Origin of the sequence: Paenibacillus sp. FSL H7-0737 (assembly GCF_000758545.1) — a bacterium.
Classification (GTDB): Bacteria; Bacillota; Bacilli; order Paenibacillales; family Paenibacillaceae; genus Paenibacillus_AQ.
The window spans coordinates 5,470,989-5,492,902 of record NZ_CP009279.1; the positions used below are offsets into that span (position 1 = coordinate 5,470,989).

General features: G+C 46.5%; 16 protein-coding genes. 6 read left to right on the top strand and 10 right to left on the bottom strand.

Annotation, left to right across the window (positions count from 1 at the left end):
* Positions 1-42: 42 nt before the first annotated feature.
* On the bottom strand, positions 43-978 hold the full coding sequence (locus H70737_RS23915) for an SPFH domain-containing protein (RefSeq protein WP_042191323.1): 936 nt from the start codon (positions 976-978) through the stop codon (positions 43-45).
* Entirely contained in the window at positions 978-1,406 is a 429-nt protein-coding gene (locus H70737_RS23920) for an NfeD family protein (protein ID WP_042191325.1), read from the bottom strand. Before H70737_RS23920 ends, H70737_RS23915 begins: the two co-directional genes overlap by 1 nt.
* 600 nt (positions 1,407-2,006) lie before the next feature.
* On the opposite strand from H70737_RS23920, the gene H70737_RS23925 reads away from it, so the two are divergent.
* Together H70737_RS23925 and H70737_RS23930 are read left to right on the top strand one after the other, a co-directional pair.
* The gene (locus tag H70737_RS23925) at positions 2,007-3,905 is read left to right on the top strand and encodes a glycosyl hydrolase family 18 protein (protein ID WP_052404398.1); all 1,899 of its coding nucleotides are present in this window, start codon (positions 2,007-2,009) and stop codon (positions 3,903-3,905) included.
* Positions 3,906-3,982: 77 nt separating this feature from the next.
* The gene (locus H70737_RS23930) at positions 3,983-6,211 is read left to right on the top strand and encodes a glycosyl hydrolase family 18 protein (RefSeq protein ID WP_052404399.1); all 2,229 of its coding nucleotides are present in this window, start codon (positions 3,983-3,985) and stop codon (positions 6,209-6,211) included.
* A gap of 120 nt (positions 6,212-6,331) precedes the next feature.
* Here the strand turns inward: H70737_RS23930 and H70737_RS23935 are convergent, their stop codons facing one another.
* The 3 genes from H70737_RS23935 to H70737_RS23945 form a co-directional block, all read right to left on the bottom strand.
* Positions 6,332-6,973: an XTP/dITP diphosphatase gene (locus tag H70737_RS23935; RefSeq protein WP_042191326.1), complete on the bottom strand. Its 642-nt coding sequence runs from the start codon at positions 6,971-6,973 to the stop codon at positions 6,332-6,334.
* 1 nt (position 6,974) lies between these two features.
* Positions 6,975-7,733, bottom strand: coding sequence for a ribonuclease PH (gene rph / locus H70737_RS23940; RefSeq protein WP_042130710.1), 759 nt, complete (start codon positions 7,731-7,733; stop codon positions 6,975-6,977).
* A 164-nt stretch (positions 7,734-7,897) separates the two neighbouring features.
* Positions 7,898-9,022: a GerMN domain-containing protein gene (locus H70737_RS23945; RefSeq protein WP_197071326.1), complete on the bottom strand. Its 1,125-nt coding sequence runs from the start codon at positions 9,020-9,022 to the stop codon at positions 7,898-7,900.
* 272 nt (positions 9,023-9,294) lie between these two features.
* Between H70737_RS23945 and H70737_RS23950 the strand changes: the two genes are divergently transcribed.
* A complete protein-coding gene (locus H70737_RS23950) occupies positions 9,295-9,903 on the top strand; it encodes a phosphatidylglycerophosphatase A family protein (RefSeq protein ID WP_042191331.1) in 609 nt (202 codons plus the stop codon).
* Positions 9,904-10,694: 791 nt separating this feature from the next.
* On the opposite strand, the gene H70737_RS23955 is transcribed toward H70737_RS23950, so the two are convergent.
* The 5 genes from H70737_RS23955 to H70737_RS29960 form a co-directional block, all read right to left on the bottom strand.
* The gene (locus H70737_RS23955; RefSeq protein WP_042194428.1) at positions 10,695-11,777 is read right to left on the bottom strand and encodes an MBL fold metallo-hydrolase; all 1,083 of its coding nucleotides are present in this window, start codon (positions 11,775-11,777) and stop codon (positions 10,695-10,697) included.
* A gap of 39 nt (positions 11,778-11,816) precedes the next feature.
* Positions 11,817-12,551 carry a class I SAM-dependent methyltransferase gene (locus H70737_RS23960; RefSeq protein ID WP_042191333.1) on the bottom strand — a complete coding sequence of 245 codons (735 nt, stop codon included), beginning with the start codon at positions 12,549-12,551 and terminating at the stop codon, positions 11,817-11,819.
* A 154-nt stretch (positions 12,552-12,705) separates the two neighbouring features.
* The gene (locus H70737_RS23965; RefSeq protein WP_042191334.1) at positions 12,706-14,397 is read right to left on the bottom strand and encodes a glycoside hydrolase family 13 protein; all 1,692 of its coding nucleotides are present in this window, start codon (positions 14,395-14,397) and stop codon (positions 12,706-12,708) included.
* 71 nt (positions 14,398-14,468) lie between these two features.
* Complete coding sequence (locus H70737_RS23970; protein WP_042191336.1) at positions 14,469-16,118, bottom strand: response regulator; 1,650 nt, start codon at positions 16,116-16,118, stop codon at positions 14,469-14,471.
* A complete protein-coding gene (locus H70737_RS29960) occupies positions 16,119-17,933 on the bottom strand; it encodes a sensor histidine kinase (RefSeq protein ID WP_052404400.1) in 1,815 nt (604 codons plus the stop codon). It lies immediately after the preceding gene.
* 339 nt (positions 17,934-18,272) lie between these two features.
* Here H70737_RS29960 and H70737_RS23980 point away from each other — a divergent pair, with 339 nt between their 5' ends.
* From H70737_RS23980 to H70737_RS23990, 3 genes are all read left to right on the top strand, one after another.
* Positions 18,273-19,637 (top strand): ABC transporter substrate-binding protein, encoded by a 1,365-nt coding sequence (locus tag H70737_RS23980; protein ID WP_042191338.1) that lies wholly within the window; start codon positions 18,273-18,275, stop codon positions 19,635-19,637.
* Between the two features lie 255 nt (positions 19,638-19,892).
* Complete coding sequence (locus H70737_RS23985; RefSeq protein WP_042191340.1) at positions 19,893-20,777, top strand: carbohydrate ABC transporter permease; 885 nt, start codon at positions 19,893-19,895, stop codon at positions 20,775-20,777.
* Positions 20,778-20,802: 25 nt separating this feature from the next.
* Positions 20,803-21,693, top strand: coding sequence for a carbohydrate ABC transporter permease (locus tag H70737_RS23990; protein ID WP_081951192.1), 891 nt, complete (start codon positions 20,803-20,805; stop codon positions 21,691-21,693).
* Positions 21,694-21,914 lie beyond the last annotated feature (221 nt).

The following is a 21,914-nucleotide window of genomic DNA, read 5'->3' on the forward strand; positions in this document are numbered from 1 at the left end:
TTTTTGCTTTTACTTTAACGGAAGAAGCACGAATTGTAAAATCTATTTACTATCCTTGCTCGCTTTGAATACCTCAGCAATCGCCCCAAGACTTCCCAGCGTTTCAACAGCGCTTGTTGGCAAGAATACTTTATTTGCAGGACCTTTGGCGATTTCAGCCAGAGCCTCGAAGGAGCGATATGCGAGCACATGCTCATCCAGACCTGCTGAGCGAATCAGCTCAATGCGTGATTTTTCTGCTTCAGCCACGGCTTGAATTGCTTTCGCCTCACCATGAGCTTCCAGCTCCTGTGCTTGTCTTGAACCCTCTGCTTGGCGGATACGTGCTTCCTTGTCGCCTTCCGCTTTCAGAATCTTGCTCTGCTTATCCCCTTCAGCACGCAGGATCATATCTTGCTTGGCAGCTTCCGCTTCCAAAACAATCGCCCGTTTGCTCCGCTCTGCTTTCATCTGCTTATCCATTGCTTCTTGAATATCGAGCGGCGGCTTGATATCGATGACTTCCACACGCTCGATTCTTACGCCCCACTTCTCTGTAGCCTCATCAAGCGCCAGACGAATATCAGTTGAGATTTTTTCACGCCCAGACAGCGTTTCATCCAATTCCAGCTTACCAATAATTTGCCGCATAGTTGCCGTTGAAATGTTTCTTACCCCATATACATAATCGGAAATGCCATACGTAGCTTCCTCTGGTCCCACTACCTGATAGAAAATAATCGTGTCGATCTGCACCTGCACGTTATCCTTCGTGATCACCGTTTGCGGAGGCACATTCGCTTGTTGAATCCTTAGATCATGGTAAGTACGCACCTGATCAATCACAGGTATCAGAATGTTCAGACCCGGCGTCAGTAGACGATTGAATTTACCCAGACGTTCCACTACACCTACCCGTTGTTGTGGTACGATTTTGATCGTTAATGCCACAAATACTACGACTACCACTAGAATAATTGAAATAATTGCCCATTCCATTAGTTCATATCCCCCCATCGTTCTACTTCAATAATGGTCGTGCCTCTCTTCACTACTCTGACTACTTCGTCCTTGCCCAAAGACTGGTCAGAGCTCGCGCTCCACGTATCTCCGCCTACCTTCACTTGCCCATAGCGCCCTTGCTCAATCGGCTCAATGACGACTCCTTGCCTGCCAACGATTTCTGTGCCTGTATCCTTGAACCCACGTGAACTGCGAAATTTAGAAACCAGTGGTTTCGAGAATATAGTCAGACCAAGTGCGACCAGTGATCCGAGGATCACCTGAAACAAAATGGCTTCAGGAACAATCAACGACACCACACCTGCGGCCAACGCACCAATACTAAGCCATAGCAGATAAAAAGTAAGCGTCATCATCTCTACAACAAACAGGACACCGGCTGCGATCAACCAAAACACAACCATCGGTGAACCCACCACCTTCCTTATGATACTACTATAACGAAAAGAAACAGCGATGCGTTGCGTAATTCCGTAAAAATATTGCAGGCATGTATATAATTTATATTCATAACATCGGAGGTTATGTGTTCTGCATGAGTTTCCTTAAAAAGAGGACATACACCTTTTCTATCAAAGTTCACCTAAACAAGTATCCATGAATTAGAAAAATGTCCCCCTATATTACTGAATTTTATCCCTAGCATAATCGCTCTCTATGCTTGAAAATAAGAAATGCCTTCACCCATAAATAAGAAATTAATCCTAATTATTGAACTCCAAACCCACTCTTCTACTCACCCTACACCCCTTCAACAATGTTACATCTACAAGTTTATCAAAAAGGAATCCTTAAAACAGCAGTTTAGAAAGCGCTTACTTATTGTGTGAGCTTTATGTGGACCGCTATTTTTTTGCTGCTAAATCTATGAAATGGGTGTCAGTAGAATGAGAGATATGCAAGGGTGAAGGTACAGGTGAATTTCAAATTATGGGAGGTGAAGGTAGGGTTTCTTGCCGAAAAGAATTTCGAACTACACATTGAACCTTGGAGGTATAAAATCAATGATATTCACGAAAAAAAGTTCACGTAAGACCTTTGCGATCGCGATGATCGCCGCGCTTGTTCTTACACTTTTTTCAGCCCTGGGTAGTAGTGCCAAAACGGCCAACGCCGCACAGGATTATAAACTGGTTGGTTATTACGCTTCTTGGGCCGCTTACGGGCGGGCTTACAATGTATCAGATATCGATCCTACCAAAATGAATGTCATTAACTACGCCTTCGCAGATATTTGTTGGAATGGCATTCACGGCAACCCTGACCCTACCGGCCCTAATCCGGTAACATGGAGCTGTCAAAATGAGCAAGCACAGACCATTAACGTTCCGAACGGCACGATTGTTCTGGGTGACCCGTGGATTGACACCGGAAAGAGCTTCGGAGATGACAAATGGGATGACCCCATCAAAGGTAATCTGAAGCAGCTATGGAAGCTGAAAGAAAAGAACCCGAACCTGAAAACGTTGATCTCCGTTGGGGGCTGGACCTGGTCGAACCGTTTCTCGGATGTGGCGGCTACAGCCGTAACCCGTGAGGTTTTTGCCAACTCAGCGGTAGACTTTATTCGTAAATATAAAATGGACGGGGTCGATCTCGACTGGGAGTACCCAGTCAGCGGTGGGCTCGCAGGTAACAGTTATCGTCCCGAAGATAAGGAAAACTATGTACTTCTATTGCAAAAAATCCGTGAGAAGCTAAATGCTGCCGGTCAGACCGACGGCAAAACCTACCTGCTGACCATTGCTTCCGGTGCAGGACCGACGTACGTCAATAACAATAATCTTGCAGGTATTGCTTCCATTGTTGACTGGATCAATATTATGACCTATGACTTCAACGGGAGCTGGAATAAGACCACCGGTCACAATGCTCCTTTGTACTATGATCCAGCCGCTTCTGCATCAGGCCTGACCGAACCGCAAAATTTCAACGTCGATAAAGCGGTAACCAGCTATTTAGCCAATGGCGTACCGGCGAACAAGTTAGTGCTTGGTATGGGATTCTATGGCCGTGGTTGGGGGGGTGCTCCTGCCGCAGGAAATGGCCAATATCAATTGTCCGCTGGCATTTCGTCCACGGGTACATGGGAAAAGGGGAGTTATGACTTCTATGACCTCGAAGCTAATTACATTAACAAAAACGGCTATACCCGTTATTGGAATGACATTTCTAAAGTGCCTTATCTCTATAATCCAACGAACCAAACTTATATCAGCTATGACGACGTAGAATCTTTTGGCCATAAGATCAGTTATCTCAAATCAAAAGGCCTAGCGGGTGCCATGTTCTGGGAGACAAGTGGTGACCGGAACAAAACTCTGACCAACAAGCTGAACGCCGACCTTGGCGGAGGAGTGATACAGCCGACACCAACTCCGACACCAACCGCAACAGCAACAGCAACTCCAACACCAACGGCAACAGTAACTCCAACCGCAACTCCGACTCCTACGGTAACTCCAACGCCGACGGCTACTCCGGGACAATGCGCAGCGGCGTGGAACCAGACTGCCGTATATACTGGCGGCCAGCAAGTTTCTTACAACGGTTCAGTCTATGAAGCTAAATGGTGGACTCAAGGCGATCGTCCCGACCTTAGCGGTGCTGCTGGAGTCTGGAAATTCATCAACGTATGCGGGACAGCAACTCCGACTCCAACGGCAACAGTGGCACCAACCGCAACTCCAACACCAACGGCCACTGTAACACCGACAGCAACAGTAGCACCGACGGCAACTGTTGCACCGACCCCTGGGAGTTCTAGCTGGATTGTAGGAATCGCTTACAAAACGGGTGACATCGTTAGCTACAACGCCAAAACGTATACTTGCCTCCAGCCCCATACTTCACTTCAAGGCTGGGAACCGGCGACCACACCCGCACTCTGGAAGCTGAATTAAGACTCATTATTAACGCGAAAGGATCACCGTTCCTGTCTACTCCCACAGTCATATTATCCCTTTTGGAGGAATGTTAAATGAATATAAGTACACGTAATAGGCGAAGTAAATCCGCACGCTACATTGCGGCCTTAATGAGCGCCATCATTCTGCTTCCACTTTACACAAGTGCAGGTGGATCGTCGCAAGTAGCCTTAGCAGCAGGGACGACGCCTACTGCTCCAGCTCCGGCTGCAGATCATCCGCGTAAAATTGTAGCTTACTTCCCGGAGTGGGGAGATCAGGAGAACAAAGGATTTTATACTGTCGACAAAATACCGTGGGGCAAAATCACTCACATTAACTATGCGTTCGCCAAGGTAAACCCTCAAACGAACAAGATTGATCTGATGGACCGTACAGCAGCTATCGAAAAAGACTACCCTGACCAATTAACTAATTTGCCGTATAAAGGACATTTTAATCAACTCGTAAAGTATAAGCAGTTATATCCCGATGTCCGCACCCTGATTTCGGTTGGTGGTTGGTCGGGTTCTGGTGGTTTTTATAACATGGCCAATTCGGAAGCTGGCCGCGAGACCTTTGCCAACAGTGTTGTAGATTTTCTACGTACCTACCAATTCAACGGTGTGGACATTGATTGGGAGTACCCATCCGGTACTGGTCAATCCGGTAACCCGAATGACTTCGGTGTGGCTGAGCCGCTGCGCACAGTGAATTACAACAACTATGTTCTCCTCATGAAAAAGCTTCGTGAAAAGCTGGATCAGGCAGGCACACAGGACAATCAGAAATATGACCTAACCATTGCCGCAACCGCCTCCTCTTGGATTCTGGGCGGAATGAAGCTAGGGGAAGCCAACCAGTATTTGGACTGGGCGAACCTTATGACCTATGATTTCCACGGCGCTTGGAATGGATATGTTGGGCCGCATTCCGCCCTGTACCCGGATTCTCGTGATACTGAAACAGCTGCGCTGGGCACTCCGGTTCTGAATACCGACTGGGCCGTTCGATACTATTTGGGTACGCTTCCTCCAGAAAAAATCGTCATTGGAGTTCCTTATTACTCACGTGGCTGGAAGAATGTAAATGGAGGCATCAACAACACCGGTCTTTATGGTACAGCTCCTACAACCGGAGGGGGAGCCGACGGCGTATACGGAATCTGGAATGATCCTGCACCAGAGCAGCCGGCCGGCGCAAATCCAATCTGGCATGTGCTGAATCTGCTCAAAGATCCAGCGAACAAACGTTATTTCGATCCCGTTACCAAAACCCCATACTTGTACAACGCTGACAAGAAGGTCTTTCTTACGTATGAAGATAAGGAGTCACTCGGCTACAAACTGGATTATATCAAGCAAAAAGGCTTGGGAGGGATGATGTTCTGGGAACTGACCGGCGACTACTCTGAAAAGAGTGATGGCACTTACACGTATGGCAACTCGTTGACCGATTTTGCCTATGACCAGCTTAAGACAGCCTCTCTGCCAGGTGGAACTCCGAAGCCACAACTACCTGCACCTACGAACTTCAGTCTTAGCTTCAGTGGCGCTTACGATCATCCGAATTATACCTACTCCCTGAAAATAACGAATAACACAGGCGCGGATATCTCCGGTGGCTGGAAGCTGGAATTCGATCTACCGACAACAACAACCCTGACTTCTGCATGGGGAGCTGGAACTGTAGAGCAAATCTCGACGGCTTGGGACTTTAACCGCTATCGTATTACCGGAACGGCATCCCAAACGATTGCAAACGGAGCCACATTGGAAGTTCCGGGCATGATGAAGCTGAATTTCTCGGGAGGTCCGCAGCGAATTACGCTGAACGGAAGCTCGTCCCAGCAGGAATACGACAAACTGTATGGAGGCATCACTCCAACGCCTACACCTACTCCAACAGCGACAGCGACACCGACACCGACAGCAACACCAACGGCGACGCCAACCGCAACGCCAACACCGAAGCCCACTGTAACACCGACGCCGACTGCAACCATAGCACCTACTCCAACACCAACCGTTGCACCAACGCCGACACCAACTATAGCACCTACTCCAACGCCAACCGTTGCACCAACGCCGACACCAACTACAGTACCTACTTCAACACCAACCGTAACACCAACGCCAACTGCAACACCGAGTCCGGGAATATCTGCCTGGGCAGCAGGAGTAGCATACAAAGCGGGTGATAAGGTTAGCTACAACGGGTTAACGTATACATGTCTGCAGCCCCACACTTCACTTCTGGGCTGGGAACCGACAGCAACACCTGCACTCTGGAAGCTGAACTAATCCAATAAAATTATCAGCCTAGCCTTACAAATCAAAAGAAGCTTGCAAATCAAGGTACTCCACCTTGGATCTGCAAGCTTCTTTATTTTATCTCTCATGCGACCGCATGGAGCGCTTAGATTAGGAATTCAAGTCGTTAGCAGCAGCTACCTTCTCAGTCAGCGACCTTAGCGCAGTTCCTCGGTGGCTAATCCGCTGCTTCTCTTCGAGCGTTAGCTCGGCCATTGTCTTTTCATATTCCGCCAAGTAAAACAACGGATCGTAGCCGAAGCCTCCACCACCAGCAGGTTCGGATGTGATCCATCCCTCCACTGTGCCTTCAGCGGTTAATTCTCGTCCCGAACTTGGATCGTATAAGGACAACGTACAGACAAAACGGGCTGTACTTAGCAAAGGCTGTCCGGTATCCTCACCCTGTTTTAGCTTCTCAAGTTCGCTAAGCAGCTTCAGATTGTTCTCTTCATCTCCTGCATTTCCCCCTGCATAACGTGCAGAGTACACACCCGGTTGGCCATCCAAAGCGTCTACGCAAAGACCCGAATCATCGGCGAGTACCGGGATTCCAAGGGCGTCACCTACGGCTTTGGATTTTTTAAAGGCGTTCTCGGCAAAAGTGGCTCCGTCTTCCACCACATCTGGCAGATCCGGATAGTCGTACATACTTTTCACTGTCAGCCCTAGCGGGGCAAAAGCATGCTCGAATTCGCGTACTTTCCCCTTATTCTTCGTCGCAACAATAAGAATACCGCCGTCAGACTTCATGCTACACCTCTTGGCCCGGCTGGCCTGAAGGGATTTTCAGAGCGATCGCTCCAAGCGCTTCTTTCTGCGCAGCAATCAGTTCATAGATTCCCTTCTCACCTAGACCCAGCAAAAGATCCAACTCTTGACGAGTGAACGGTCTTTCTTCGCCAGTCCCTTGAAGTTCAACAAAGGCACCGCCGCCAGTCATAACAACATTCATATCTACTTTTGCTTTGGAATCTTCTTCATAATTCAAATCGAGCAGCGTTTTATCCCCTACAACACCGACACTGATTGCTCCCAAGAAATCTGTTATAGGAAACACAGGCAACTTGTGCTGAAGTGCAATTTTGTTAATAGCAAATGCCATAGCAACAAAAGCACCTGTAATCGAAGCGGTCCGCGTGCCACCATCCGCCTGAATTACATCACAATCCAGCGTAATACTACGCTCGCCTAACGCTTGTAAATTCACTACGGAACGAAGCGCTCGTCCGATCAGCCGTTGGATCTCCATAGTCCGTCCGGTAAGCTTACCACGTGCAGCTTCACGCTGATTACGGGATTGAGTTGCCCGAGGAAGCATCGAATATTCAGCGGTTACCCAGCCTTTTCCTTGCCCTTTAAGAAACGGAGGCACTTTTTCCTCCACAGTAGCCGTACAAATGACTTTGGTATCTCCCATTTCAATGATCACGGAGCCCTCAGCATATTTATTCGTTTGGGTTGTTATTGTCAGCGGCCGTAATTGGTCGTCGTTTCGCCCGTTTGATCTCATCTTTTCTGCCTCCTACATCGTATAGCTAAAAGTTTAGCGTGAGTCCCATTTCCCCGTCATAAATACCGAGTAGCACAATGCTTGGGACGTAACGTCTTTTTGAGCAACTTTTATTCTACCAAAGAGGAGGCACAAAAGCATCTTTTAAACCTTACAGGGTCATTCTATAACGGGATCTCATTCAAATATTCAGGTGCGGAAACAGGTTTGCTGTAGTCCACATTATCTGTATCCGTAATCGATTCCTTGCCGTTCAAGCGAATTTGTACCAGAGAATCATCCGAATTTTGCGCAACCGTCAGTACGACCGATTCCAGCATTTCAGCGGGTACACCTTTACCATCTGTGAACATATCATCCGTCAAGGACACGGTAACTACACCGTTCTGCCCAGCATCAACGGAATCAAGTATCGTCCCCTGTGTCATGACCATTTCCAGACCATTTCCGGATTCAGGACCTGCAATCAATTCGTTCAAAGCAGCAGTCAGCTGTTCTTGTCCGGCGGGTACAAAGCGGGTTACAGGTACATAATATTGGATACCGTCAGGAGATGTTGTGGAAAAATAAACAGTAACCGCACTGGAGTTCATCAGAAGTGGACCTTGCTTCGGCAAGTTAATGCCCATTGTGCGGGTTAATGGACGATCCAGCGGAGTTCCTTGAAGCGGCATCTCTGTGAGCTTTTTACCATCTACCCAGAGCTGTACGCTTTTAATGTCATCTTGACCGGTCAGCGTCCAAGTGATAGCTTCGAGGATTTTACGCTCATCCGCAGCATCATAGTTATTAAATTCTTTATTAAATTCCACTACAGCTAAATTCGACTTTTTGTCTACCGTAACACTCTGGACTTCCGTTCCAGCTGGAAGAACGCCTAGGAAGCCTTCAGGCACTGATGAGGCATATTCTCCCTTGCTCACTAATGCCATTAACGAGTTTTTGAGTGCGCTGGAATCTTTGCTCTTTGGCAAGCTTAGGGATACAGGAGCGAGTAATCCATTACCATCTTCCAAAAATACAGTTGTCCGGTCTCCAGAAGCATTGCCCTGTGAAGTTTTGGTGCTGCCTTTAACCGCTGTCTGTGTATCATCCTGTGTCACAGGACCGAATACACCTGAATCCAACGTAGTATTTCCACTAGTCTGTAACATTTGTGCTTCAACCTCTGGTGGCGGAGCATCAATCGATGCCGATTCTGAACCAAACAGCCCACAGCCGGACAGTGCCAGTGGAACTGCGAGTAAGCATACTGCGGAGATTCCGCGGATTTGTTGCATAGGTTTCATCATTTATTACCCCTTTCAAGGTTAGATATCATTTGTACTGCTATGTATACGAGACCTTTGTCCAAAAAATAACAACAGCTTATCCTAAATTGTTGGAAAAGCCTGTGAACTACTTCTTCATCTCAAGTAGGGCCTGGATTTCAGTTCGCTGAAACTTCCCTCGCTGGACAAATACTTCCAGTAAACGTACAATCTGAGGTAACAACAGTCCTTAACATCATACTAACGTTTGCTGTAATGAAATGACTTACTAAACAACGAGGTGACTGAACATGGCTGATGACAAAATCGAAAAAATTCCGTACAGTCTGAACAGCAAGGCCGTCGCAGATGCGACCAAATTCTGGCTGAACAAGCGTGGAGTAACCCTGGAAGAAATCGCGGAACTCGTTATGTTCCTGCAACAGAAATACTATCCGAATTTAACGATGGATGAATGTATCCATAATGTAGAGATGGTGCTTAGCAAGCGAGAAGTACAAAATGCTGTACTAACAGGCATTCAATTAGATGTACTGGCAGAAGAGGGCAAGCTGTTCTCCCCACTTCAAGATATGATCGAAAATGATGAGGGATTGTACGGCGTAGATGAGATTCTTGCCTTCTCTATCGTGAACGTATACGGCAGTATCGGATTTACCAACTATGGCTATGTGGACAAGCTGAAGCCAGGCGTTCTTCAAAGGTTAAATGACAAAAGTACCGGACAAATCCACACCTATCTCGACGACATCGTTGGAGCCGTGGCGGCGGCAGCCAGTAGCCGAATCGCACACCGCAAGCAAGCGGAGCGCGAAATTGAGCTGGATCTGCCTCACACACCAGAGGATCGCGAAGAGGCCGCTAGGAAACTTGCGGAATATGATAAAACTCCGGAGTGAGGAGTTTTAGGTACACCTGAATGATGAGTTTCAGATCGACTATATGAAACTCTGAGGAAAAAGCGATTGTTTCACAGCCCTGCGGGCTGCTGAGACAATCGCTTTTTTGTGGGTAGTTGGAGGGGGCTATGGAGGGTTCTGCTGTGGGAATTCTACGGTGGCGGTTCTGCGGTGGGGGTTCTACAAGGCTCGTTATTTTATAGGGAAATCCTCCCTATAAAATAACGATTTTGACTCAAATCCAGAGATTATAAGGAATTCTTCCCTATAATCTCTATGAAAATCTCAATCTATAGCCAAATCGGTAGAATTATAAGGAGAAATTCCCTATAAACAGCTCTAAAATCATTAAACCCAAAATTATAGGGTGAAATTCCCTATAATTACTACCAATATTTAGCTGCACGACATACATCATTTAGTTGCACGACTTTTAAAGCGTTTTGCCCACGTTGTCGGACTCAGGAGACGCTATACTCACAAATCACCCTTAATTTGAACACTTTCAGACTCCAGAGACTCTACTCGCTCAAAAATGACCAAAACCACTACTCTGCACTAGTAATAACGCCTTTCCGATCCGATACTAACCTCAAAAGCCCCAAAATCGACGAAGAGCGTCATCTGAGTCCGAATACATACGCTAACGCATGAATATGGAAGCGATCGAAGGATGAATAGAGGGACGGAGGGACAAGGTTACTCAAATACAAAAAGAGCAGTCCCCACAATGCAGGACTGCTCTTAAACTTTATACTCATCTACTTCACTTCGATCTTGCAAGATACTCTCTAGCTAATATGTTCTCCAACACTTTCAGCTGCGGCGAACAAGAAACCGCCGTCTGCCTCCAGCATGACTGCCCGTCCCCGGCGCACTAATTCCGCCAAATGCGCCAGGGTCTCACTCATCGCAAAGCGCATCTGATGAACAGTCGTTACTCGGCTGCGAAACAGGAATTCGCACACTGCGAATCCGCTGAGCGGACCGCTGGTGAGCAGCGCCGCCGCTGTATCCAGCCGCTCCTCATGATGAGCGAGCAGGCTGCTTACCCGGTGCGCGAAGCCAGCGAAGGGCTCTCGATGCCCCGGGAACGCCATGCTGACCGGGTAGCTGCCCAGTTCCCGCAGCCCCTGAAGGAACGTCTGCAGCGGCTGTGGATCGCTGCCCGGCAGCAGGCTGACATTGGGCGAGATCTGCGGGAGCACAGCGTCCCCACAGAACATAAGCCCGCTGTCAGCATGATACAGGCTCACATGCCCCGGTGCATGTCCGCCGGTAATAATGAGCTCCCATTCACGGCCGCCCATCCTGAAGGGCTCCGCCACATTGAAATAAGAAACGGCAGGCTGCGGCTCCACTTGGGAATTAAAGCTTTCCAAGTGGGCTTTAATCCCGTTCGACCACTGCTCCGTCATCCCATGCCGGATGAAATAATCCGGTAAGATCTCATTTATGCCTACATCATTGTCTACGCCATTTCCCGTATCTTCACCTGTATCTTCATCCACGTCATTCCCCAGATCTTCACAAGTGCCCAAGCCCCACATCAACCTTGCCTCCGCATGGGCGCGCTCCGTCATCCACACCTTACAACCACTCTGCGACTGCAGCCAGCCGGCTAATCCGTAATGATCGGGATGGTGATGCGTAACGACGATATCCCGTATATCCATCCACGACAAGTCCAGCTCCTGCAAAATCCCGAGCCAGCAATTCTCTGTATCCGGGCTGCGCGGGCCCGGATCGATAATAGTTACTCTACCATCTTCATCCGAGAGGATATAGCTGTTCACTTGACGAAGAGGCGAGTCCATGGGTACCGAGACTTGGAGAATGTTCTTGTCCCATGAAGTAAGCTCTGCCTTAGACATGGAGCGTTCACCACCTTTAAATCTTTTTCCGGAAACCATTTAGGGACGTGTTCCACCAAAGATCATCCGCGTGGACCTTTCTACATCATAAACCTCATCTTCATAGCTGCCATGTACAGCTTCGAGCTGCAAGCCCGCTTTCTCAATCATTTCCTTGAACTCCTCCAGTGAATAAAGCTTCACACGCTCATGATATTGACGAGGCGTAGGGTCATTCTTAGTGGTTAGAATGATGTCCTTCTTCACATAACCATCCTCAATCCGGCGTGACTCATCTATCAAATTCTCTCCGTCCTCACGCGTAGAATGCGGCACCAGATGACGAATCACATGCGCAGGATTCAAAAAATCAATAACGAACTTGCCACCTGGCTTCAGCAGACGATAGATTTCACGCAGAACCTTTACTTGCTCCTCATCTTTTTCAAAATAACCAAAAGAAGTGAACAGATTAACTACGGCATCGAATCCTCCATCTAGTGGTAAATCGCGCATGTCGGAACGGATCCAGGTTACCTTCTGCGCCCCGACTTGAGACCGAGCTTCACGCAGCAAGACCTCCGACAAATCCACTCCGGTAACCTCGTACCCTTCCTTCGCAAGTGCCAGAGAATGACGTCCCATCCCACAACATAAATCCAGCACTTTCGAACCTGGGGGCAGTCTCAGCCAGGCGATCATCTGATCTACTTCTTTACGTGCTCCACCGAAATCCCGGTGCTTATACACGATCAGGTAATCCTCTCCGAAGCTCTTTTCATACCATTCAGTCATGTTGTCTCTCCTCTCCTCCTACAGGCGTCATCCCGCAACTCCACTTCATGTATGCTAATGTATCGCCATTGTACAGTCTTTTGCTGACAAACTCAAAGAAGAGTCATCATCTTGACCTCTTGGGCTTTAATGACAACTCTTATTGAAACTTCCTTTACACACGCTGCTGCAAATATACCCTTGCTTCATAAGGACGAAGCTTGAAAGAACGAATATCCTGATCTTTTGACTCCGGGTAATTACTGATTAATAACTCCAACTGATCGGGATCGAACCCCGCTGGCCATTCGAATTCAGGCTCTCTATCAAAAAAATTCAAAATAACCAACAATCGTTGATCCTCTAAAGTTCGGGAATACGCATAAATCTCAGTATGCTCTGCAAGCAGTAGCTCATATGATCCGTACACGATCACCTTGTATTTTTTTCTTAACGCTATCAGCTGTTTATAGTAGTTGTAGATAGAATCCGGATCTTTAACCGCATTGCCAGCGTTAATCTCCATATGGTTGGAATTCACTTCAATCCAGGGTGTTCCTGTTGTAAAGCCACCTGCATGTCCATCGTCCCATTGCATAGGGGTACGGGCATTGTCCCGGCTTTTATGATGAATCGCAGACATAATCTGCTCTTCTGGAACACCGTTTTTTCGCTTTTCTTCATAATAATTAAGTGTCTCCACATCCCGGTATTCATCAATGGAATCGAAACAGACATTCGTCATGCCGATTTCTTCTCCTTGATAAATATAAGGTGTGCCTTCCAGCATATGAATAAAGGTCGCAAGCATTTTTGCAGAAGGAATCCGGTAAAAGAGATCGTTCCCGAACCGAGACACCGAACGCGGCTGATCATGGTTACATAAATAGTTCGCATTCCATCCTCTCTCATGTAAAACTGTCTGCCAGCTACTCATGATCTTTTTCAGTTCAAGTAGACTCCAGGGAACCACATCCCATTTCCCACTACCCGGTGAAGCGGCATCCAGAAACATATGTTCAAACTGAAAAGTCATATTCAGCTCCCGGCGTCCGTCACCTACATAATCCAGCGCCTGCTCTGGTCCGAGTCCCGAAGTCTCTCCTACCGTCATAATATCGTAGAAATATAACACCTTATCGTATAGATTCTGTAGCAAGGTATGCACATCCTCCAGATTGGAGAACATACCGTAGGCCCTTACCGTAGGTGTTCCGTTCGGGTTGTCTGCATCTGGATACCCTTTCGTCTTCACGATATGTGCAATCGCATCAAAACGAAATCCATCCACACCCTTCTTCAGCCACCACTCCACCATTTCATGCAGCTTATCAATGACCACAGGATTCTCCCAGTTCAGATCGGGCTGGTATTTGGAGTAGAGATGTAGATAATATTCATCCGTCCGCGGATCAAGCTCCCATACCGAGCCACTGAAATAAGACTCCCAGTTGTTCGGGGGGCCGCCATTTTTACCTTTTCGCCAAATATAATAGTCCCGTTTAGGATTGTCCTTCGACGACCTGGATTCTACAAACCAAGGATGCTCATGTGACGTGTGGTTCAGAACCAAATCCATCATCAGCTTCATTCCACGTGCGTGCAACTCCCTGAGCAACCGGTCAAAATCATCCATCGTACCGAATTCCTTCATAATGTCACAGTAATCACTGATATCATACCCGTTATCATGGTTAGGTGATTTATAAATAGGACAGACCCAGATCACATCTACACCTAGATCCTGTAAATAATCCAGTCTGGATATAATACCTTGCAAATCTCCGATTCCATCTCCATTACTGTCCATGAAGCTGATCGGATAAATCTGATACACGACGCTTTCTTTCCACCATTTGGGGTTCATAACTCGGTTACCTCCTATTTAGCTATATGTAGAGTTTAACCACACAGAGCCTAGTAGATAACAAATCCCCCCTACTTCCCTAATCCCTTTTGATATTGTGAAGGTGTAAGTCCAGTCCATTTTTTAAAAGTAGCACTGAAGTGACGCTCTTCACCGTACCCTACCAATTTTGCAACGGCGTACATCTTTAGATTTTGGCGGAGCAGCTTTTTCGCTTCTTCTACCCGGTATTGGTGCAAGTAATCGAGAAAATTCACACCAAGCTCCTGACGGAAAAGTGAGCTTAAATAAGTATTAGAAACATAGGCTTCTTTCGCGACATACTCTAGTGTCAGATTGGTATTGTATTTATTGCGGATGATCTCCATAGCAGTGACTACTGTACGATGGAGTGGACGATGTTTAGAAAAAGCCTCCACCACATTCTGCATGACCTTATTCAAAATCGTAGACAATTCTTCCAACGTCTCTATCTGTGGAGCCTGCTCCATCCAATTGACCAAATGCTGCTTCCATTCGAAGCCAGCGACTTGTTTTTCCTGCGCGAGTCTCTTTAATCGAACTACAAAAGCAGTTGCCCGAATATTCACTTCTTGCTTAAGACATCCCGGATTGCTACGAAAACGATCCAGCCATTTCTCCAGCAGATCGAGTGCGAGCTCATTGCTCCCAGCCCCCACCGCCACAAGCATTTCATCCTCCAGCACATTTAATTCAGAATCATCTAAAATCCCGATTTCCTGTGGAGCGCCACCTATTACTCCCGTTCCTTCTGTATAGTAATAGACACCACCTTTTCCGTTCAAAAATCGCGATTCCATCGCCTGAAGGGCTTCTTTATACGACAGATGCGCTTCAGAAATATCCGAACGACAGGAGCCAACGGCAATGCTGATTGACAGTTTGAGATATTTCTCCAAATTACTCTGCAGCTTCTCAATCTGCTCTTTCAATTGGAGTGGTGCTCGGTAAGGCTTGCGAGAATCGGTTCCGGCTAATCCGCTGCCAATCCATAGCAAGTTATTGCCATCATGAAAAGTCTCTATTTTTCCTCTATAGATAGGAGACAAGGTCTCACTGATAATATTTAACGCTGCGTAACGTAGAAGTACAAAATCCTGTCCTGTTCCTGTAGCAGAGGGTGGGTCAAAATCAAAACTGACCAGACCAATTTGTGGTCCTTCAAAGCCAATCGCCATAGATAACTCGCCGATCAGCTCCTGTCGCCGTTCTAGCGGAACCGGGGGATGATAAATCCATTGAGACAGAACCTGGCTTTTGACAAGCGGTGCATTTTTATGCCAAGAACGATCTCTTTTAAGCTGTTCATCCTCCTGATTCCGTTGTCTTTCAATAAGTTCCTTGGCCTTCAGTACCGTCTTCAGAATTTCCTCAGGTCGGCATGGCTTCAGCACATAATCAACAACACCCAGGGAGATCGCTTGCTTCGCATAAGAAAACTCGTTATACCCGGATAAAATAATCGACCGGAAGCCGTAACCTCTACGCCGTGCGACTTCAATCAGCTCGAGACCACCCATTTGTGGCATACGAATATCCGTTAACAAAAGATCGGGCTGTTCATTCTCCATCAAAGCCAGCGCTTCACTTCCGTTCCCCGCCTCACCCATGACCTCAATCTGATGTGACTTCCAATCAATCATATTCACAATGCCCTCACGGATCGTATCTTCGTCTTCAGCAATCAGCAGCTTCATCATTTATGGCCCCTCCACAGTGATATGAATAATAATACGTGTTCCTGCCCCTTCCACACTCTCTAGTTGTAAAGAGGCTCCTGTAAAAAATAAGGCCAGTCGTTCCTGCACATTCATGAGCGCAAATCCTGTGCGTCCAACATTGTCTTCCTCAGGTAAAGAATTTCCCCTCGCTAAACGTTGATGTAGCTCTAGAAGCCTATCTGCCGTGATCCCTGCACCATTATCCTGTACCTCAAGCACAATAGTCTTCTCTATACGGTAAGCTCGAACGGATATCAGCCCACTTCCAGACAGCGGCTCAATCCCGTGAATCACTGCGTTCTCGGCTAGTGGCTGCAGCAGCAGCTTTGGTACTGTGAAATCCTTGATACTCTCATCCAGAGAAATTTCGAATTCAAAACGCTCCTTAAAGCGATTTTTCTGCAGGAACAAGTAATTGGTCACCAGCTCTACTTCCTGCTCCAAAGTAAACGTATCCCGTCCATCATTTAAGCTCAGTCGGAACACTTGAGAGAGAGAATACACCATATCGGCAATTTCTTTATCTCCCTTCTTCTCAGCTTCCCAACAGATTGTATTTAACGTGTTATATAAAAAGTGAGGCCTGATTTGGGCTTGAAGCGTTTTCAACTCTGCTTCCTGTTGCTTCATTCTTGAGGCGTATACATCATTGATGAGCGATTTAATCCGCTGCACCATTAGATTATAACCATGCCCGAGTAAGCCGATCTCGTCATTTCCTTCAAAAAATACCCGCTGCGTGAAATCACCTGTCTGCAGTCTGCGCATCGAACGGGAAAGCTTCTTCAGTGGTTTCGTGATAGCAGCAGCTGCCAGCCAGGTAACCATTAGGCTAACTACTAAACACAGAACAGCAATCGTCATCGTGACCTGTAAAATCTGACCGAGCTCTTTAACAAGCTGCCGCTTGGAATGAGCCACCACCACATACCAGCCTGTCGTCTCCGACTGCAGATGTGACACAATCCACTGTTTATGATCCGCTGTAGATTCCAGCCTTTTTTTCACAGTCAGCTTAGGGTCGCTGTCCGCAAAATACGGAAGTTCCAGATCTCTTTTGCCAATCCAGCTCGGATTCGAAGCCGTAATAATCAGCCCATCCCGATCAATTACGAACATATCTACATCATCTTCAGCATTGTCCAGATATTGGCTCCCAATCTTCCCTGCATCCACACCGATCACAGCGAGTCCTGCCGGCTTTAAGGTGTAAATATTCATGATGATTCTGGAAAGCACAATCTTATGATAATGATCGCCTACAAAAATGCCGTCAGTCGGCCTGGAGAGTCCAAAGGTTGGGCTACCTGCTGCTTTAATAGCTTCTTTATAATACGAGGTTTTGATAAAATCTGAGTACTTCATACCTGTCGTCAATCCTGCCTGATTCGCAGCAAAAGGCTCTGCTCCATTGTTATCGTCTAAAGAATACAGAATCAGCGATTGAATTGAATTGCCTGCAACCATAAGATTGGTAACGGTCTTAAATACAGAATTACGTTCCTTTTGTGCTTCAGACGATGCTAAGAGCCGCTGCACACTTTCATCCAGAAAGAGTGTATTCGAAAAAGATATCATGCCCCGTACCATCTCATCGATCTGCTCTGCTGTTTTTTTGGTAAGATGATCCTGCGACTGCTTCATTTTCTCCACCACCTGCTGTGAAGAGATCTGATACGAGTTCCAGCCCATAGCGAATATGGTCACCAGAAGCAGGGGGACGAACCATAACAACAGCTTAAATTGGAGCGGAAGATGGCGATAACGGCTGACTAAGCGAAAGTTTCGATTCATGAGAACCACCTTCTTATATAATAGAAAGATGTGTAAACCAAGTATAACTGAAATCATTACACCCTGAACCGGCTTTTTACATTCGCTAAAAAATGCCTACATCATTCTTAAATATGGACCATGTTTCTATTAGCCAGAAACTCTTAAGATGAGGATGCAAGCAAAAACGCCTTCGACGTCTCTTATAGACGGTCAGCGTTTATGCGAGAAATATAAGGATAATGTATAGCGTGAAACTTATACATTCTTATATTTCAAGAAGAAACGACGTTGTCGTCTTCCTTGATGGGTGACAATCGTTTCTTCAAAATACTTCATTCTAAAAAAGGTGGGTTTTTGATGAAAAGTAAAGGAATCAAGCTAATGCTTATGAGTCTAATGCTTCCAGCTCTGCTTGCAGGCTGTGGTGGCGGAAATAACAATGCGAAAGCTACAAACGCTCCTGCAAATGACAAAGCCGAAGCTACTGCCGAGGCCACAGCGAACGCACCAGCCGAAAAAATTACACTGAAGTTCTTCACCGCACTTGCGGATCGGGCAAACGGTTCAGGCAAGGTGGAGCAAGACATTATCGACGCTTATATGAAAGAGCATCCTAACGTCAAGATAGAAGTGGAAGCGCTTCAAGATGAACCTTATAAATCAAAAATCAAAGTATATGCTTCCAGCAATCAGATGCCTGATATCATTCAAGCTTGGGGTCAGCCTTCTTTCCTGAGTCCTCTGCTCGATAATGACTTACTGCTTGAACTGAACAGCGCTGACTTCGAAGGTGATCAGTTTGTTTCTGGTTCCATGGACGGCTTCAGCAAAGATGGCAAACTGTATGGATTGCCACGTAGTGCCGACTATATGGTTATGTTCTATAACAAGAAAATCTTTGCTGACAACGGCATTGAGGTTCCAAAGACTACCGCTGACCTGCTCGCAGCTGTCAAAACATTACGTGCAAACAAGATTAACCCTATCGCTATGAACGGTATGGATGCATGGACGCTGCCAATCTGGTATGAGTTTGTGGCTCAACGTCAAAATGGTGATTTTAATAAGATGGATGAAGCAGTTGCTCGTAAAATATCCTTTAATGATCCTAGTCTTGTTGCAGCTGCAACTGAAATGCAAGATTTCGCAAATGCTAAAGGTTTTGCCGACGGCTGGCTGACCGCCGATTACGGTGCAGCGCGTAACTTGTTCGGACAAGGACAAGCCGCTATGTTCTTTATGGGCGCTTGGGAGTCTGGCCTAGCTACAGATGTGAACTTCTCTGAAGAATTCCGCAATAATGTAGGCGCATTCGCCTTCCCTGGTTCAGATAAAGGTAAATCAACGGATGATGCTGCTTGGTACGGTGGTGGATATGCAGTAAGTAAAAACTCCAAGCATCCTGAAGCTGCTGTTGATTTCTTGAAATATTTCTTCGCTCCTGAGAACTGGTCCAAGATGTTATGGCAAGCTGGCGCGGGTACACCTGCGCAAAAATTCGATGAATTCTTGACTGGTAATGAAACTCAACTCCAAAAAGAACTAGTCGATGTCTTCAGCTCGATGACCTCTTCTAGCGGAACTCCGCTACAGGATATTGGTAACGATGAGTTCAAGCAAAAGGTAATGGAAGCTCACCAAAGTCTACTCTCCGGCGCTATGAATACAGCGGAATTCGCCAAAGCACTTGACGCTGCATCCGATAAATTGGCTGGTAAATAAACTCTAATACTACTAAGTACATGAATGACGGCGCTTCTGATTTAACATCATAAATAGTGGCGTCCAACCCCCGACTTCCCCCCAGAGGTCGGGGGTTTGTTGTTTGAGCATATGCGCCTTCGACATCAGAGAAAATTATCATTCCATAATTTAAAAAATGTGTACAATCATCTGAAATATACGGCATGTTCCAGGGTCTGGCATCCCGTTACGATGGTAGTAGATAGATTACTCTTTCAAAGGACGGAGATTTCCATGCACAGAGTGTTAAGCGACAAAAAAGCGATATTCCTACTCATCGCACCCGGGCTATTCCTGTTTGCTTTTATGATTTGCATCCCTATCTTCATGAGCGCTTATTACGGCTCTACGGACTGGGGCGGGATCGGCAAGTACAATTTTATCGGCTTTGATAACTATCGCGAAATCCTATTTCATGACAAAGTATTCTGGACTTCACTGGGCAATGCCCTGTTACTGACCGCTGCTACTGTATTTTTACAGCATCCCTTTGCTATTCTCATAGGGATATTCCTGACCAATTCCGGTAAATACGAAAAAATATTCCGGACGATCTTTTTCATCCCCGCAGTAATTTCTGTTGTGGTTACAGCCAAGCTGTGGAGCGGGATTTTTCATCCCAATTACGGATTGCTTAACAAGTTGCTTAGCGGCGTTGGGCTGGATGCACTCACACATGATTGGCTTGGAGATCCGAAGACAGCGATCTGGTGCATCATCATTGTTGTAATGTGGCAAGGTTTTGGATACGCACTGCTGCTATATTATTCAGGTCTGCAAGGCATTCCAAGTGATCTAAGCGAAGCCGCAAAGATCGATGGCGCGAACAACTATACTCTCTACACGCGCATCATCATACCGCTTCTTTCGCCTATGATGCGAGTTGCCATTATCATCGCGGTTACAACCTGTCTTAAGCAAATGGAAACCGTGTTCTTAATGACCAACGGTGGCCCGGCTAATAGCACGCAATTCTTAGGAAACTACCTTTACAAAACCGCCTTCTCATCGTCGCTATACGGCTACGGTAATGCCATATCCATCCTATTCATTGTGTTCTGCCTTGTACTGACCGTAATACTTAACAAGGTTCTGAAGAAAGATATCGGAGAGTTTTAGAATCCCTGTAACCGGAGGAAATCATATGAATAATTCATTAGCACCTGCCGCTTCGCCCCTCAATCTGAAGCTTCATAAACAGAAGCGCAGTAAACCTACAACTGGCAAAATCCTAATGATGTTGTTTCTTTGTCTCATTGCTTTAATTCAGTTATTTCCGCTCATCTGGCTGATCGATTACTCCCTGCTAAAGAGTGGTGATTTTTTCGGAAGCTCTTTTCTGAAATGGCCATCCCCCCCGCAATGGGAGAATTATAGAAACGCTTTTACCTATGGGCGTGTACCACGCTATTTTGCCAACAGTCTTATCATTACAGTAATTACCGTTGCACTGTCCGCACTAGTGTCACTAATGATGGGGTATGCGTTCACTCGTATGAAATGGAAGCTAAGTGGTATCGTGTTGTCACTTATCATGATGGGCATGATTATTCCCATTCACGCGACACTGCTGCCGAACTTTATCCTGTTTAACAAGCTCGGAATGCTGAACAATATGTACACGCTGATTCTGCCTTATTCGGCTATTGTCATCCCAATGAGTGTGCTCATCATGACTGGATTTCTAGAGACCATCCCTCGTGCGATTGAAGAGTCAGCGGTTATCGATGGCTGCGGCATTTACGGTGTGATCTTCCGCATCATCTTTCCAATTACGAAACCCGCACTAGCTACCATCTGTGTACTCAATTTCATCAGCACATGGAATGAATTTATTATGGCGAACACCTTTCTCACCTCGGAGGATCTCAAAACCATTCCATTCTCCATTATGAAATTCGCCGGAGAATATTCGTCCAACTACGGTGCTCAGTTCGCTGTTATGACGATCATTGCGATCCCAACCATCTTGATCTATCTGCTCTTCACAGAACAGATGACAAAAGGAATTACCGCCGGGGCGGTTAAGGGCTAACACAAAAAGCGTGGAGAACTCTAGCTTTATTCCTCCAACATTTTATTGACATTAACTTTCAACTCGTATATGATCTCCTTAGGCAAAATCACAACGAATTAAATCAAAAATTTAATATATCCCGTAAAGGGGAGTAGCTGTTAAATAAAGTCGTCAATACGAGAATATGAGGATATTCTCCGGCTTTATTGGCAATTCAACATTGTTAGCGAGACCTTTAC

Excerpts from the sequence above, each read along its gene's own strand:
- H70737_RS23915 (WP_042191323.1), bottom strand. The coding sequence starts at position 978 with ATGGAATGGGCAATTATTTCAATTATTCTAGTGGTAGTCGTAGTATTT.
- H70737_RS23920 (WP_042191325.1), bottom strand. The coding sequence starts at position 1,406 with ATGGTTGTGTTTTGGTTGATCGCAGCCGGTGTCCTGTTTGTTGTAGAG.
- H70737_RS23925 (WP_052404398.1), top strand. The coding sequence starts at position 2,007 with ATGATATTCACGAAAAAAAGTTCACGTAAGACCTTTGCGATCGCGATG.
- H70737_RS23930 (WP_052404399.1), top strand. The coding sequence starts at position 3,983 with ATGAATATAAGTACACGTAATAGGCGAAGTAAATCCGCACGCTACATT.
- H70737_RS23935 (WP_042191326.1), bottom strand. The coding sequence starts at position 6,973 with ATGAAGTCTGACGGCGGTATTCTTATTGTTGCGACGAAGAATAAGGGG.
- rph (WP_042130710.1), bottom strand. The coding sequence starts at position 7,733 with ATGAGATCAAACGGGCGAAACGACGACCAATTACGGCCGCTGACAATA.
- H70737_RS23945 (WP_197071326.1), bottom strand. The coding sequence starts at position 9,022 with ATGAAACCTATGCAACAAATCCGCGGAATCTCCGCAGTATGCTTACTC.
- H70737_RS23950 (WP_042191331.1), top strand. The coding sequence starts at position 9,295 with ATGGCTGATGACAAAATCGAAAAAATTCCGTACAGTCTGAACAGCAAG.
- H70737_RS23955 (WP_042194428.1), bottom strand. The coding sequence starts at position 11,777 with ATGTCTAAGGCAGAGCTTACTTCATGGGACAAGAACATTCTCCAAGTC.
- H70737_RS23960 (WP_042191333.1), bottom strand. The coding sequence starts at position 12,551 with ATGACTGAATGGTATGAAAAGAGCTTCGGAGAGGATTACCTGATCGTG.
- H70737_RS23965 (WP_042191334.1), bottom strand. The coding sequence starts at position 14,397 with ATGAACCCCAAATGGTGGAAAGAAAGCGTCGTGTATCAGATTTATCCG.
- H70737_RS23970 (WP_042191336.1), bottom strand. The coding sequence starts at position 16,118 with ATGATGAAGCTGCTGATTGCTGAAGACGAAGATACGATCCGTGAGGGC.
- H70737_RS29960 (WP_052404400.1), bottom strand. The coding sequence starts at position 17,933 with ATGAATCGAAACTTTCGCTTAGTCAGCCGTTATCGCCATCTTCCGCTC.
- H70737_RS23980 (WP_042191338.1), top strand. The coding sequence starts at position 18,273 with ATGAAAAGTAAAGGAATCAAGCTAATGCTTATGAGTCTAATGCTTCCA.
- H70737_RS23985 (WP_042191340.1), top strand. The coding sequence starts at position 19,893 with ATGCACAGAGTGTTAAGCGACAAAAAAGCGATATTCCTACTCATCGCA.
- H70737_RS23990 (WP_081951192.1), top strand. The coding sequence starts at position 20,803 with ATGAATAATTCATTAGCACCTGCCGCTTCGCCCCTCAATCTGAAGCTT.